Source organism: Rhizobium sp. ZX09 (assembly GCF_017357485.1).
Taxonomy (GTDB): Bacteria; Pseudomonadota; Alphaproteobacteria; order Rhizobiales; family Rhizobiaceae; genus Agrobacterium; species Agrobacterium pusense.
Genome location: NZ_CP031363.1, coordinates 775,773 through 790,490, shown reverse-complemented (window position 1 = coordinate 790,490; position 14,718 = coordinate 775,773). Strand labels below are relative to the sequence as shown.

15 protein-coding genes are annotated in these 14,718 nt (G+C 60.1%); 7 read left to right on the top strand and 8 right to left on the bottom strand.

What is annotated here, in order from left to right; genetic code table 11:
• Positions 1 to 281: 281 nt before the first annotated feature.
• Together fabG and fabD are read right to left on the bottom strand one after the other, a co-directional pair.
• On the bottom strand, positions 282 to 1,019 hold the full coding sequence (fabG, locus tag BTN45_RS03850) for a 3-oxoacyl-[acyl-carrier-protein] reductase (RefSeq protein ID WP_037088954.1): 738 nt from the start codon (positions 1,017 to 1,019) through the stop codon (positions 282 to 284).
• A gap of 85 nt (positions 1,020 to 1,104) precedes the next feature.
• Positions 1,105 to 2,049 carry an ACP S-malonyltransferase gene (gene fabD / locus BTN45_RS03845; RefSeq protein ID WP_207589025.1) on the bottom strand — a complete coding sequence of 315 codons (945 nt, stop codon included), beginning with the start codon at positions 2,047 to 2,049 and terminating at the stop codon, positions 1,105 to 1,107.
• Between the two features lie 224 nt (positions 2,050 to 2,273).
• Here fabD and BTN45_RS03840 point away from each other — a divergent pair, with 224 nt between their 5' ends.
• From BTN45_RS03840 to rplI, 5 genes are all read left to right on the top strand, one after another.
• The gene (locus tag BTN45_RS03840) at positions 2,274 to 3,317 is read left to right on the top strand and encodes an aldo/keto reductase (RefSeq protein WP_072494254.1); all 1,044 of its coding nucleotides are present in this window, start codon (positions 2,274 to 2,276) and stop codon (positions 3,315 to 3,317) included.
• A 288-nt stretch (positions 3,318 to 3,605) separates the two neighbouring features.
• Positions 3,606 to 4,037, top strand: a complete 432-nt coding sequence (gene rpsF, locus BTN45_RS03835) for a 30S ribosomal protein S6 (RefSeq protein ID WP_004441041.1) — start codon at positions 3,606 to 3,608, stop codon at positions 4,035 to 4,037.
• 13 nt (positions 4,038 to 4,050) lie between these two features.
• Positions 4,051 to 4,299, top strand: coding sequence for a 30S ribosomal protein S18 (rpsR, locus tag BTN45_RS03830; RefSeq protein ID WP_003502063.1), 249 nt, complete (start codon positions 4,051 to 4,053; stop codon positions 4,297 to 4,299).
• A 145-nt stretch (positions 4,300 to 4,444) separates the two neighbouring features.
• A complete protein-coding gene (locus BTN45_RS03825; RefSeq protein WP_037088951.1) occupies positions 4,445 to 5,419 on the top strand; it encodes a membrane protein in 975 nt (324 codons plus the stop codon).
• A gap of 14 nt (positions 5,420 to 5,433) precedes the next feature.
• Complete coding sequence (gene rplI / locus BTN45_RS03820) at positions 5,434 to 6,009, top strand: 50S ribosomal protein L9 (protein ID WP_004441037.1); 576 nt, start codon at positions 5,434 to 5,436, stop codon at positions 6,007 to 6,009.
• 263 nt (positions 6,010 to 6,272) lie between these two features.
• Here rplI and BTN45_RS03815 read toward each other — a convergent pair whose 3' ends face one another.
• From BTN45_RS03815 to BTN45_RS03805, 3 genes are read right to left on the bottom strand one after another with little or no spacing between them, the layout of a single operon-like run.
• A complete protein-coding gene (locus BTN45_RS03815) occupies positions 6,273 to 7,340 on the bottom strand; it encodes an HlyD family secretion protein (protein WP_207589023.1) in 1,068 nt (355 codons plus the stop codon).
• A gap of 19 nt (positions 7,341 to 7,359) precedes the next feature.
• On the bottom strand, positions 7,360 to 9,102 hold the full coding sequence (locus BTN45_RS03810) for an MFS transporter (RefSeq protein WP_207589021.1): 1,743 nt from the start codon (positions 9,100 to 9,102) through the stop codon (positions 7,360 to 7,362).
• Positions 9,099 to 9,554, bottom strand: coding sequence for a MarR family transcriptional regulator (locus BTN45_RS03805; protein ID WP_004441032.1), 456 nt, complete (start codon positions 9,552 to 9,554; stop codon positions 9,099 to 9,101). The genes BTN45_RS03810 and BTN45_RS03805 overlap by 4 nt, the downstream gene beginning before the upstream one ends.
• 309 nt (positions 9,555 to 9,863) lie before the next feature.
• On the opposite strand from BTN45_RS03805, the gene BTN45_RS03800 reads away from it, so the two are divergent.
• Entirely contained in the window at positions 9,864 to 11,360 is a 1,497-nt protein-coding gene (locus BTN45_RS03800; RefSeq protein WP_207589019.1) for a replicative DNA helicase, read from the top strand.
• A gap of 99 nt (positions 11,361 to 11,459) precedes the next feature.
• Here BTN45_RS03800 and BTN45_RS03795 read toward each other — a convergent pair whose 3' ends face one another.
• The 3 genes from BTN45_RS03795 to BTN45_RS03785 form a co-directional block, all read right to left on the bottom strand.
• On the bottom strand, positions 11,460 to 11,762 hold the full coding sequence (locus tag BTN45_RS03795) for an AzlD family protein (protein WP_207589016.1): 303 nt from the start codon (positions 11,760 to 11,762) through the stop codon (positions 11,460 to 11,462).
• Positions 11,759 to 12,463, bottom strand: coding sequence for an AzlC family ABC transporter permease (locus BTN45_RS03790; RefSeq protein ID WP_207589014.1), 705 nt, complete (start codon positions 12,461 to 12,463; stop codon positions 11,759 to 11,761). Before BTN45_RS03790 ends, BTN45_RS03795 begins: the two co-directional genes overlap by 4 nt.
• 90 nt (positions 12,464 to 12,553) lie before the next feature.
• Positions 12,554 to 13,411, bottom strand: a complete 858-nt coding sequence (locus BTN45_RS03785; RefSeq protein WP_162699464.1) for an AraC family transcriptional regulator — start codon at positions 13,409 to 13,411, stop codon at positions 12,554 to 12,556.
• Positions 13,412 to 13,497: 86 nt separating this feature from the next.
• Between BTN45_RS03785 and alr the strand changes: the two genes are divergently transcribed.
• Positions 13,498 to 14,673 carry an alanine racemase gene (gene alr / locus BTN45_RS03780; protein ID WP_207589012.1) on the top strand — a complete coding sequence of 392 codons (1,176 nt, stop codon included), beginning with the start codon at positions 13,498 to 13,500 and terminating at the stop codon, positions 14,671 to 14,673.
• Positions 14,674 to 14,718: the final 45 nt, after the last annotated feature.

The following is a 14,718-nucleotide window of genomic DNA, read 5'->3' as shown; positions in this document are numbered from 1 at the left end:
CGCCGTTCAAATCCGGCACTGCGGGCAAACCCGTTCAACCCGGTCCAAGCTAGACATCGTCACGCAAAATCGCAACGGCTTCCTGTCTCTCCGGGACGACTGTTCACAGTCTTGGCCCGCTTAACATGGTTTCAATCGGTCGAAAAGCCTGAAAACGCGCTAAGCACAGCGTATGACAGGCAATTTCGCCGAAAACCGGTCAGCGGGGCCTTGCGGCGCCAGCTACCCAAGAGGGTGCTTAAACAGCGCCGCAATCCTTTTCATGACGGACTTACGTGCCGTCAGATCATCGCCATGCCGCCGTTGACGTGCAGGGTCTGGCCGGTCATGTAGGCCGCTTCGTTGGAAGCGAGATAAAGCACGGCAGAGGCGACTTCGGCACCCGTGCCCATGCGCTTCATGGGAATGGCGCCCATGATGGCGTCTTTCTGCTTGTCGTTGAGCTTGCCGGTCATCGCGCTTTCGATGAAGCCCGGGGCTACGCAGTTGACGGTAACGTTGCGGGTGGCGATTTCCTGCGCCAGCGACTTGGAAAAGCCGATCATGCCGGCCTTGGAGGCGCAATAGTTCGCCTGGCCGGGATTGCCGGTAACGCCGACGATGGAGGTGATGTTGATGATGCGGCCAAAACGGCGGCGCATCATCGGATGCGTCAGCTCGCGCGTCAGGCGGAACATCGCCGTCAGGTTCACTTCGATGACGTTATCCCAATCCTCGTCGCTCATGCGAACGAACAGGCCATCCTTGGTGATGCCGGCGTTGTTGACGAGGATATCGACGCCTTCCAGCTCGGCTTCAGCCTTTTCACCGAGCGCTTTGACTTCAGCGCGGTCGGCAAGGTTGGCCGGGAAAATCTTGACGCGGTCGCCAAGTTCCGTCGCCAGCGCCTCAAGCTTTTCAACGCGGGTGCCGTGCAGGCCGACAGTTGCGCCCTGTTTGTGCAGAAGGCGGGCGATTTCTTCGCCAATGCCGCCGGTCGCGCCGGTTACGAGGGCCTTGCGGCCTGTCAGATCAAACATGTCCTATTCCTTCTTTAGAGCTTCGGACTGAAAATGTTGAGCGTTGTTGCGCCCTGAGGAATGCGGCTGCGGGAGAAATCCCGCCTCAGCCGATAAGCGTGGCGAGAAGCTGATCGATATCGGCAGCACCGTTGACGGCAACGCCATTCACCGTCTTGTCGATACGGCGGGCAAGGCCCGTCAGCACCTTGCCGGAACCGATTTCGTAAAGCTGGGTCACGTTGTTGGCGGCAAACCATTCCACCGTCTCACGCCAGCGCACCTGGCCCGTCACCTGCTCGACCAGCAGGCCGGCGATCTCATTGGCGTCGGAAACGGGGGCGGCACGCACATTGGCGATGACAGGAACGACCGGATTGTGCTTTTCGACTTTGGCCAGCGCCTCGCGCATGGCTTCCGCCGCCGGCGCCATCAGCGCGGAGTGGAAGGGAGCGGAGACCGGCAGCATGATGGCGCGCTTGGCGCCCTTTTCGGAAGCGATTGTCGCTGCCTTTTCGACAGCCGCCTTGCTGCCTGATATAACCAGCTGGCCACCGCCATTGTCGTTGGCGATCTGGCACACGCCGAGAATGCCGGCCTCATCGCAAATGCCGGAAACGGCATCGTGCTCAAGCCCGATGATTGCGGCCATCGCGCCCTCACCCACCGGCACGGCGGCCTGCATGGCATTGCCGCGGATGCGCAGAAGACGGGCGGTATCGGCAACCGAGAAAGTACCGGCGGCACAGAGCGCCGAATATTCGCCGAGGGAGTGGCCCGCGACATAAGAAACAGTATCGGACAGTTTTAATCCACGCGCCTCAAGAACGCGCATGACCGCCATGGAGACGGCCATGAGGGCCGGCTGGGCATTGGCCGTCAGCGTCAGCGTCTCTTCAGGGCCGTTCCACATGATGTCGGAAAGCTTCTGGTCGAGCGCTTCGTCGACTTCCTGAAACACGGCGCGTGCTTCCGGATAGGTATCCGCCAGCTCCTTGCCCATGCCAACAGCCTGGCTTCCCTGACCGGGAAATGTGAATGCAATACCCATGGGATGTCGTCCTTCTTGTCTGGCCTTGCCTTTATTCTTGTCGACTTCCATTCACATTCCCACCAGCGAAGTCAAGGCTTGAGGCCGCCTGCCGGCCCGGTGTGAGGGGTTTTGTCGTGCTGTTTTCCCCTTTCTTTTCATCATATTTTTTCTTGCACTGCGGCAATTCCCCATTACTTTCACACCACCTTCCAAACTATCTGGCCAAGCACCGGGACATTTCCATGAAACAGAGACTATTGGGCCGCACGGATATTTCCGTGTCTGAAATCTGCCTCGGCACCATGACATGGGGCACACAGAATACCGAAGCCGAAGCGCATGCGCAGATGGATTACGCCGTCGAAAACGGTGTGAATTTCTTCGATACGGCAGAGCTTTACCCCACCACGCCCGTTTCCGCGGAGACCCAGGGCCGGACGGAAGATTATATCGGCTCGTGGTTTGAAAAGACCGGAAAGCGCGATCAGGTCGTGCTCGCGACCAAGGTTGCCGGCTCAGGACGCGATTACATTCGTGGCGGTCGCGATATCGACGCAGCCGCAATCCGTGAGGCTGTCGATACCAGCCTCCAGCGCCTGAAGACCGACTATATAGACCTCTACCAAATCCACTGGCCGAATCGCGGCACCTATCATTTCCGCGGCGCATGGAGCTTTGACGCTTCCGGTCAGGACACGGCGCGCACGCTTGCCGAAATCACCGAAAAGCTGGAAACGCTCGGCGAACTGGTAAAGGCCGGAAAAATCCGCGCCATTGGCCTTTCCAACGAAAGCGCCTGGGGCACGCAGAAATATATCGACATCGCCGAAGCCAAGGGCCTGCCGCGAGTCGCCACGATCCAGAACGAATATAATCTGCTCTATCGCAGCTTCGATCTGGACATGGCGGAAGTTGCCCACCATGAAGATGTCGGCCTGCTCGCCTATTCGCCGCTGGCGGCAGGGCTGCTGACCGGCAAATACCAGAACGGCGCCCGTCCCGCCGGTTCACGCGGAACCATCAACAAGGATCTCGGTGGCCGCCTGCAGCCGCTTCAGGAAGCACCGGTCAAGGCCTATCTGGAGCTTGCCGCCGCGCATGGTATCGACCCCGCAAAACTCGCCATTGCCTTCTGCCTGACGCGCCCCTTCATGGCCTCCGTCATCATCGGCGCCACCACGATGGAACAGCTGAAGGTTGATATCGCGGCAGCGGATGTCACTCTTTCCGAGGACGTGCTGAAGGGAATCGCAGCCATTCACCGGCAATATCCAATGCCGATCTGATGATCGAACGGCGCGCTTTTTCGCCTCTGCCCTTGCATTCCGGGCAAAAATCCGTATAAGCGCGCTGTTCACAACACCCGGTCCAATTGGCTGGTGGCTGAACGGAGGGCTGGTTCCGGTGACGGAACAGCAGGAACCATAAGGTTTTTCCGGCCTCCCGTGTCTCCGCTCTCGACCGTCTCGAACAACGCTTTTCTTGCTTTAAGGCTCACGCCTTTTCAGGAGCAGTCGTTGAGGCTTAGCGCCGTTGCCGGGTGAAGGACGAAACGCAAGAAAGGCAAAGCTTAAATGGCTCTTTACGAACACATCTTCCTTGCCCGGCAGGATATTTCTGCCCAGCAGGTCGACGCACTTGTCGAGCAGTACAAGGGCGTTATCGAATCGTTCGGCGGCAAAGTCGGACGCATCGAGAACTGGGGTCTGAAGTCCCTCACCTACCGCATCAAGAAGAACCGCAAGGCTCACTACGCTCTCATGGACATCGACGCACCGGCGGCCGCCATCCATGAAGTCGAGCGTCAGATGCGCATTAACGAAGACGTTCTTCGCTACATGACCATCGCCGTCGAAGCCCACGAAGAAGGCCCGTCCGCGATGATGCAGAAGCGCGACCGTGACGACCGTCCGCGCCGCGATGGCGACCGTCCGGACCGTGGCCCGCGTGAAGATCGTGGTCCCCGCGAAGACCGTCCGCGCCGTCCGCGCGAAGACCGTGCATAAGGAGAATTGACCAATGGCTGACGCATCCTCTTCCCAGGCACGCCGCCCGTTCCACCGCCGTCGCAAGACGTGCCCCTTCTCCGGCGCCAACGCTCCGAAGATCGACTACAAGGACGTACGTCTCCTGCAGCGCTACATTTCCGAGCGCGGCAAGATCGTTCCTTCCCGCATCACGGCCGTTTCCCAGAAGAAGCAGCGCGAACTCGCCCAGGCGATCAAGCGCGCCCGTTTCCTCGGCCTGCTGCCCTACGTTGTAGCGTAATGAATTGAAGCGGGGCTGCGTTTAGCGCGGCCTCGCTTTTCCAGATCCTTCCGCGTTGGGCGCGGATCGATACTCTAAATCCCATGTTGGGGATGAGGCTCTCACGAGCGATCCTCTAACTGCTTAGTTTCAGCAGGACAGCGAAGTGCAAAAGTTGAACCAGACAGTGCTGATCTCCGGCGTTCTCGCCGGCATATGCGCCGCGTTTTTAACGCTTGGCGCAACGGCACAGTCGTCCTTTTCCTTCCTGCTCTATGCCGGTTCCGCCATGCCGATCCTGATCGCAGGCATGGGCTGGGGTAATCGCGCCGCCATCGTCGCCATCATCACCACCGCCATCATCGGTGCGCTGGTCATGTCGCCGCTGTTTGCGCTGACCATCGCGATCTTCACGCTGATCCCGGCGGGCTGGCTTTCGCATCTCGCCAATCTGGCGCGCCCGGCTTCCGAAATCGGCGGCCCGGATGATCTGCTTGCCTGGTATCCGCTCTCCGGTATCGTGCTGCACCTGTGCATTCTGGTTTCGGTCGCCGTCGTCATTCTTGGCTGGATGATCGGTTACGGTCCTGATCTGGTCGCGCGCATGGTCGATATCATGATGACCTCGGTGCAGAACCGCGAACCGCTGTTCGAGCCCAATGCCGAAGCGCTCGCCCAGACGAAATCGCTGCTGGTGCTGATGCTTCCCATTGTTCAGGGTGGTCTCTGGGTCATCCTTCTGTTTGGGGCCTATTATTTCGCGACCCGGCTGGTCGGCTCTTTCGGCAAGGGCCTGCGCCCGCGTGAGGACATTCCCTCGGCACTGCGCATGCATCGCAACGCGATCTTCATTTTCCTGGCCGGCATTCTCGCCATGTTCCTTGGCGGCGTGGCGGCCATGATCGGCGCGGTCATCTGCGGCACATTTGGCGCGGGCTTCCTGATGGCGGGTTATGCCTCGCTGCACAAGCGCGCCCGCGGCAAGGACTGGCGCCTGCCGGTCCTCATTCTCGCATATCTCTCGGCGGTCTTTGTCTTTCCGCTGTTCATCATTCTCGTGTTCGGCCTCAGCGACGTGCGCAGCACGATCTCCCTGACGCCGGCGCGGAAAACCGACACTACGAACGAAACCAAACCATAGAAAGGATCAAGAAGATGGACGTTATTCTTCTCGAACGCATCAACAAGCTCGGCCAGATGGGCGAAACCGTCAAGGTTCGCGACGGCTATGCCCGTAACTTCCTGCTGCCGCAGGGCAAGGCGCTGCGCGCCAACGCCGCCAACAAGACCCGTTTCGAAACCGAGCGCGCAACGCTCGAAGCTCGTAACCTCGAGCGCAAGTCGGAAGCCCAGAAGGTTGCCGAAGCACTCGAAGGCAAGTCCTTCATCGTTGTCCGTTCGGCTGGCGAAACCGGTCAGCTGTACGGTTCTGTTGCTGCCCGCGACGTCGTTGAAATCCTGGCTGCCGAAGGCTTCAACATCGGCCGCAACCAGGTGGAGCTGAACACGCCGATCAAGACCATCGGCCTGCACAACGTTACCCTGCACCTGCACGCCGAAGTCGAGCTGCAGGTCGAGCTGAACGTTGCCCGTTCGGCTGAAGAAGCAGAGCGTCAGGCCAAGGGCGAAAGCCTCACCTCCGCTGACGCCATCTACGGCGTTGACGAAGACGCGCTGCGTCCGGAAGACTTCTTCGATCCGGAAGCTGACCGCGACGGCGACGACGAGTAAGATCTGGCCTAACGGTCAAAGGAAAACCCCGGATGGCGACATCCGGGGTTTTTTGTTTGTTGTGTTGGAGTTTGTGGAGGGCACCCCCCTCTGCCCTGCCGGGCATCTCCCCCACAAGGGGGGAGATCGAATCGTGGCGACCTTCCGGCCATCTTTAACGTAGAAGCTTAGGCGAGGAGCAGGCATCTAGCTGATCTCCCTCCTTGTGGGGGAGATGCCCGGCAGGGCAGAGGGGGGTAAGCCACGCGTACGAGACGTATCGACTACTTCTCCGCCGTCTCCGCCCCATCGGGCGCCTTGCTCTTGTCCACATGCACCACCACGGACATGCCTGGCGAAAGTTCTGCCGCCAGCGGCTGATCCGCGTCGATGGTGATGCGCACACCGAGGCGCTGCGCGATCTTCACGAAATTGCCGGTCGCATTGTCGGGCTTGATGACGGCGAATTCCGAACCGGTGGCGGGCGAAAAACGCTCCACATGGCCGGTCAGCTTGCGGCGATGCAGCGCGTCAACCGAGATCGTCACCGGCTGGCCCACCTTCATCCCGGCAAGCTGGGTTTCCTTGAAATTGGCGATAACCCAGACGTCGTGCGGCACAACGGCCATCAGCTGCGTGCCGGCGGTGACATATTGGCCAGTGCGCACGCCGATTTCGCCGAGCCTGCCATCCACGGGCGCACGGATTTCGGTATTGGCGAGGTCGATCCGGGCAAGCTCGACGGCCGCTTCGGCATTTGCGACCGCAGCCTGCAGCGAACTGCGGTTAACGATGATGGTCTGCAGATCCTGCCGTGAAACCTCAAGGGCGGCTTTCGCCTGCGAGAGCGATGCCCGCGCCTTTTCCAGTGCGGCATGGGCTTCTTCCTGAAGGCTGGAAGTTCCCACGCCGCTTTTTATGAGATTATCCTGCCGGTCGGATGCCAGTTGGGCCTGTTTCAGCGAGGCTTCGGCGCTGTCGACCGCGGCCTGGCTGGAAAGAATATGGGCATTGGCTGCATTTTCCTGCTGGCGGGAATTATCGAGAGCCGCCTTTTGCGTATCGAGCGTTGCTTCCGCCTGCGCCTGTTTCTGGCGATAGATACGGTCATCAATCTTCGCCAGCAAAGCACCCTGCTTCACCTCCTGATAATCCTTCACCGGCACATCCACGACATATCCACTGACCTGCGGGCTCATGGTCGTGACGTAACCGCGCACGAAGGCGTTGTCGGTCATTTCCACGGTGGAGAGAAAGGGCGGCAGACGCCAGGCGTAAAGCACGAGCGCAACACCGGCGAAACCGCCGAGCAGCACGAGAATGGAAACGGGAGTAAAAAACTTCTTCAACATTTTGGCACTCTTGGAAGGTTCAAGACTGGGGGGCCGGTGCGGCATCGATGTCCTCCCGGAAGAGGAAGGGGCGGATGCGCAACCATGCGAGGTGGATCAAAAGCGCGGCCAGCGCCAGCGCGGAAACGACGGAGATGAGCAGGAACGTGTCATTATAGGCAAGCACATAGGCTTCCCGGCTGACCTGCTGGCCAAGCAGCGACAACCCCTCCGCCTTCAGCAATGCCGGATCGGTGATGACATGGCTGTAAGCGCCGGAAAGCTGGGAGACACGCTGGGCAACGAGAGGGTTGGTGAGCAGAATGTTCTCCACCAGCACATTGGAGTGGAATTTCTCCCGCAGCGTTACGAAACTGCCGAGCAGGCCCGTCATCAGCATGGAACCGGTGATCTGCGTAAACAGGAAGATGGTGATGAAGTTCACCAGATAAGGCGCACCCCGGGAGAGTGCTGCGCCGAAACCCTTCGCCATGACAGGCGGCAGGAACATGGCCGCACCGAAGGCGATCATCATCTGGCTGAGATACATCTGTTCGGGGCGGGTGAGGTTCGTCGACTGGCTGTCCATGAAGGAACCAGCCGCGATCAGTGTCAGCGCAATGACATGCGCGGTTTCGACATATTTCGTCAACATCAGCCATGCGCAGGCCGCCCCGCCAAGAATGGTGGCAAGCAGCACGAGGGCATAAAGCATGGTGGTCTGGTCGTTGAGCAAGCCAAGCTGCTGATAGAAGCTGACCGCGGTGGAGGACTGTTCCGACGAGACCGCCCGGTAGACGAGCAGGACGGCAATGGCGTGCAGGTTGGTTTTGGAGAAAATCCAGCGTAGGTCGAGCAACGGGTTCTTACGCGGCAATTCGATGAATGCCATCAGCGTCAGAAGCGCGATGGATGTCGCCAGCAGCGCGCCAAGCCACCAGGTTTCGAACCACCAGTAAAACCGGCCGAGCGTCAGCATGACTGCAAGGCAACCGAGACCGCCCGCAAACAGCAGATAGCTCAGAATATCCATGCGCTCGATGACTTTCGCGCGCGGCGGCGGTGTTACCTTGAGGACGTAGATCATGGCAAGCGAGATCAGCGCAAAACCAACCTCCATCGAATAAAGGGCGTTCCAACCGTCGATCGCCAGCAGCGATGGTGACACCATGCGCGCAAGCGGCGCCGACAACAGCGTACCTGTCAGTGCAATGCTGAATCCCAGCGAGAATTTTCGTGCGGGCGGAAAGGCCTCGAGAATATAGAGAAAGCCGAGCGATGAAATCGGCGCGGCGGCCATGCCGCTGACGAAGCGGATGACGATGGCCGAATGCAGGTCCGTCACGAAGAGGTTGAGGCAGGAAGCAACCACGAAGGCGATGATCGAAAGTTCGGCGAAGGGCCGCAGGCCATATTGCGCGCGCACCTTGAACAAGGCGATGGAAAAGGTGGCATAGGGTGCCATATAGGCAGCGGATAACCAGGCGACCTCGGCCACCGTCGCCGAAAACTCGCCCTGCAGCTGGTAGATATTGGCCATGACGAGGTTCATGCCCAGGCCCTGCGTAATGAAAAACGACAGGCCTGCAAAAATGAAACACAGCCGCAGCCACAATGGCCGCTCCACCGGCTGAGGTGCAGCTGCGGCAGACGGAGCCTGCGTGCCGCTCCCGGCGCCGGCGTCCGGTGATTGAGCCGGGCCCGTCGTCTCTGTGGGGCCATTGGCGGGCCTGTCCTTTTCGGCGGCGTCCGACGCTGCCGTTAGCGGTAAAGAGGTGCTCACGATTGCGCCCTCCCCGCTGCAAGATTTTGCAGATTGGCCGAAAGCCGCCGCATGACATCCAGCGCCATTGCCAGCTCCTGCGAGGAGATATCGGCGGCGATTTCCGAACGCAGCGACTTTGCCATTTCCTGCACCGTCTGCGAGGTTTCTTCGCCCTCCGCCGTCATGTGAATACGTTTGGCACGCCGGTCGTTCTCATCGGATCGGCGTTCGATGAGGTTCTGCTTCTCCATGCCATCAAGCACCCGCACCAGTGTCGGTGTCTCGATTTCCATTTCCTCCGCGAGCTCCGTCTGCGTCAACGGTCCGCGCCGCGAGAGCGCGAAAAGCGCACGCGCACGCGCCAGCGTCAGCCCGCTTTCCCCTACCCGCGCATCGAAAAACGCGCGCAGTTTGCGGGTGAAAGCGGAAACTTCATCGAGAAGCTGTTCCTTGTCGGTCTCGCGGGACATGTCAGCAAGCCTTATAATTAGTACACTACTTATTTTCTGCCTATTTATTCGTAAGGCTGACGATTTTCAAGTTTCTTTCGTGCCGGGTCTGCCATGCGGTAAACTCATGGCGGCGAATCACGTTGCCGGGAAATTTCCCGCTTTGTCCCCATCCCGCCTGTGGATTGCTGGGGACAACTGAAGATGTGATCCGACTTCGCTCAGCGGACGTCGGCCTGCCATGGAGTGTTGCAACAATATCATTGACTGCAATGGCACAGAAAGCCAAACCCGAGGTGTAAGAACAGGCAAAGGGAGATCGCGCAAACCATGAACGACGCTGTGAGAAAGATCACCCCCGCGCAACCGGCGGAACCGCATTACCGCGAAGCGCCGAACAATATCGAGGCCGAACAGGCGCTGCTCGGCGCCATCCTCGTCAATAACGACGCCTATTACCGCGTATCGGACTTCTTGAAGCCCGTGCACCTCTACGAACCGCTGCACCGCAAGATTTTCGAGGTGGCAGGCGATATCATCCGCATGGGCAAGACCGCCAATCCGGTGACGATCAAGACCTTCCTACCGGCCGACGGCAAGATCGGCGACCTGACGGTGGCGCAGTATCTCGCGCGTCTGGCGGCAGAAGCCGTGTCGATCATCAACGCGGAAGATTACGGCCGGGCGATCTATGATCTGGCGCTGCGCCGCGCGCTGATCCAGATCGGCGAGGATGTCGTCAACATCGCCTATGACGCGCCGCTCGACATGCCGCCGCAGGCACAGATCGAAGACACCGAACGGCGCCTGTTCGAACTGGCGGAAACCGGCCGTTACGACGGCGGCTTCCAGTCGTTCAACGACGCGGTGGCGCTGGCGATCGACATGGCGGGCGCGGCCTTCGAGCGCGACGGAAACCTCTCCGGCATCTCCACCGGCATCCACTCGCTTGACGCCCGCATGGGTGGCTTGCAGCGTTCCGACCTTATCGTGCTTGCCGGTCGTCCGGGTATGGGCAAGACCTCGCTTGCGACCAACATCGCCTACAATATCGCCGCTTCCTATGAGCAGGAAGTGCAGCCGGACGGCTCGTTCAAGGCGAAAAATGGCGGCGTTGTCGGTTTCTACTCGCTCGAAATGTCCTCCGAACAGCTGGCAACGCGTATCATTTCAGAGCAGACCGAAGTTTCCTCGTCGAAAATCCGTCGCGGTGACATCACCGAGGCCGATTTCGAAAAACTCGTCGCCTGCTCACAGATGATGCAGAAGGTGCCGCTTTACATCGACCAGACCGGTGGTATCTCGATTGCCCAGCTTTCCGCGCGCGCCCGCCGCCTGAAGCGCCAGCGCGGTCTAGATGTTCTGGTGGTCGACTACGTTCAGCTGATGACCGGCTCCGGCAAGAGCGGCGAAAACCGCGTGCAGGAAATCACCCAGATCACCACTGGCCTGAAGGCGTTGGGCAAGGAACTCAATGTTCCGATCATCGCGCTGTCACAGCTCTCCCGTGCGGTGGAAAGCCGCGAAGACAAGCGCCCGCAGCTTTCCGACCTGCGTGAATCAGGTTCCATCGAGCAGGACGCCGACGTGGTGCTGTTCGTGTTCCGCGAGGAATATTACGTCAAGAACATGGAGCCGCGCGATCCTGCCGATCCGAAATATGCCGAGTGGGAAGCGCTGTTCGACAAGGTAAAAGGCACGGCTGACGTCATCATCGCCAAGCAGCGTCACGGACCGACCGGCACCGTGAAGCTTGCCTTCCAGTCCGAATTCACCCGCTTTACGGACCTGGCCGATCCGAGCTTCAGCCAATACGAAGAACATTGAGGCGGCAATAATGGCCGGGAGGGTATGTTTACCGTCTCGGCTATTTCCCACGTTCCCGAAACAAGGCTCGAGTCCTTTCAAGACGTTTGTGGCTTTTTCTCACAATCCGATTCCACGCAGCAGCGCCACGGCAGCAACACCGAGCGTTGCGGCCGGCAGAAGGCTGAGGCGCAGCGCCGCAACCGCGGTGATTGCGCAGGCGATGGTTTCCGCCGGCCCGCTGGCGAGCGCCGTCGGCGTCACCACGGCCATCAGGACGGCGGGCGGCACCACGCCAAGCGCCTTTTTCAGGCGCGGTGTCAGCGTAAAATGAGTGACCAGCAACAGGCCGCCAAGGCGCGTGGCGACGGTTGCCGCCATCATGGCGAGAATCGTCAGCAGCGTATTGAGGTCGAGGGTCATGCCGGCTGCTCCGCCTGTTCATCATGGCCGAAGGCGGCGACAGCGAGGCCCGCGAGCGCACCGGCGGCGATATACCAGGCTCCGGGTACCAGCGCATGGGTGAGACAGGCGGCGGAAGCGCTTGCCAGAAGCACCAAGCCGGTTTCCCGGCCCTTCCAGAACCCGATGAGCAGCACGATAAACACGGCGGGAAAGGCGAAATCCAGCCCGATGACCGACATGTCGCCCATGACCGAACCCAGCAAAGCACCGGTGAGGGTGGCCAGGTTCCAGACGATATAGATCGACAATGCAGCGCCGGTGAAGAAACCTGCCGTTAGCCTCTTTGCAATGACACGAAACTCCGACAACGCCCAGGATTCATCCGTCAGCACCAGCATGGCCGCATATTTCCGCCAGCCCCGGAAATCGTCCAGCTTGCCGGCGATGGAAGCGCTCATCAGCACGTGGCGCAGATTGACGAGCAGCGCCGCAAAGCCGAGCGCGCTCCAGCTAGCCGGATGGGTCCATAAGTCCATCGCCACGAATTGCGAGCCGCCGGCGAAGACCAGCAGCGACATCAGCGAGGCTTCGAGCGGCGACAGGCCCTTGCCGATGGCGACCGCGCCAAACACGACGCCGATCGGCACCATGGCCACGAGCAATGGCGCGGCGGCCCGTAATCCCGCGACGAATTCCGTCCTTTTGTCCCATATCGACATCGCTTTCTCCCTTTCAGGAGAGCGATTACGCGTAAGACATCCACCGGTCTTGTACGAAAGTGACGTCACACAGGAATGCGTGTGCCGGCATCACCCCATGCGAAACTGGCCCGGGGTAATGCCGGTGCGCGCCTTGAAATGCCGGGTGAAATGCGCCTGGTCCGCAAAACCGCACATCGCCGCCACCTCGGCCGGCATCTCGCCGGCGCGCAGAAGCCGACGCGCCCTGCGGATGCGCACGTCGGTCAGATAGGCGTGCGGGGTGATGTGGAACTCTTTCCTGAAAGCACGGATAAGGTGTGCGCGGCTGAGACCGGCAATGGAAGCCAGTTCCTCAAGGCCGATATCGGTTTCGTAATTGTCGGAAAGATAGTCGCGGGCGGTGTAAACCGCCGTTTTCTCGCGCTTTTCGACCGGCAGGATAATGGCGCTGCCATGCCTGCCGAAAAGGGCGGCGAGAACCGAGAACATGCCCTCATCCGCCTCGAGGGCACCGGATTTCTCCTCCAGACGCCGGTGCGCCATCTGAAAGGCGGCCGCCATCTGCGGATCGCGCGGCAGAAACTTCGGGAATGACGGCGTACCGTGGAAGGCCCTGCCCGTCACATCCTCGATGATATCGCGCAGCAGTGCCGTGTCAGGATAGATCATCCGGTAACGGTAACCGCCGCCGCCTGGTGCACCATCGTGAATCTCGTCGGGATTGATGAGATAGAGATGCCCCGGCCCCGTCTGTTCGGTGGTGCCCTGAATGGTGGAAATCTGCGAGCCGCTTTCGATGGCGCCTATCGAAAACGTGTCATGGGCGTGAGGCGAATATTCATGGGTGAGAAACGTAGCACTCAGGCATTCCATGCCGCCAAAACGTCCGTCCCGCCAGAAACGCGTGGTTTCCGTCGTGGCGACGGGCATGAAATCGAGGGCCTGTTCCTGCGAAACATTGTGCATGAGCGAAGTTTAGAGCATTCGATCCTTACCGTCTTGAACAAAAGTGCTAGGGTCTGGTCGGTTCCAAAATCAACCGGACGCATGGCATGACAGACGACTTCGAGGATACATTCGCTGAAACCGAAACCGACGCTTTCGAACAAGCGCCACTGCGGCTGACCGTCGATCTCGGTGCGCTGGCCGATAATTGGCGGGACATGAGGAGACGCTCCAGCAAGGCGCGGACAGCGGCCGTCGTGAAGGCCGATGCCTATGGCCTCGGCATCGAGGATTGCGGCGCAGCGCTCTACCATGCCGGCGCGCGCGACTTCTTCGTGGCAACGGTTGCCGAGGGTGAGACCCTGCGTTCCTATGCACCTGAAGCACGCATCTTCGTCCTGTCAGGCATCTGGCAGGGCCAGGAACGGCAGGTCTTCGACAATGATCTGGTGCCGGTTCTTGCCTCCGAGGAGCAACTCTCCTTCTGGATGGCGACGGTGGCCGAGCGTGGTGATCACCCCTGCGCACTGCATGTGGACACCGGCTTCAACCGTCTCGGACTGCCGCTCGACGATGCGCTGTTTCTGGCCGACGACGTGACCCGGCCGGCAAGTTTTGACCCGGTTCTGGTGCTGTCCCATCTCGCCTGTGCCGACACGCCCTCCTCGCCGATGAACAGGGCGCAGCTCGAATCATTCCGGACGGTTAGCACTGCTTTCGAAGGTATCGAATCAAGCCTCTCGGCTTCCGCCGGTATCTTTCTCGGCCCGGATTATCATTTCGACCTTACCCGTCCCGGCATAGCGCTCTATGGCGGAGAGGCGGTCAACGACGTTGCAAATCCCATGCGGCCGGTCGCCAAAGCCGAAGCGCGCATCATCCAGATCCGCGATGCGGGCGAAGGCCAGACCGTCAGTTATGGCGGCACCTTTCTGCTGAAACGCGCAAGCCGCCTCGCCATCGCGACTGTCGGTTACGCGGATGGATACCAGCGTTCGCTGTCCGGTTCCGGCATTCCGCTACGCGAAATGGGTCATGGCGGCGCATACGGTGTCGTCAACGGCCACAAGGTGCCGGTTGCTGGCCGCGTCACCATGGACCTTACCATCTTCGACGTGACGGATGTTCCGGCCAATGCCATTCGAACCGGAGACTATGTCGAGCTTTTCGGTCCCAATGTGCCCGTAGACGAGACTGCACGGGCGGCAGGAACGATCGGCTATGAGATGTTGACAGGACTTGGTCTGCGATATGAGCGGCAATATCTGATGGCGGATGACTGAGACGCGCCTTTAGCGCTTGGAAAGCTCACGCGACCTGTGTTAAAA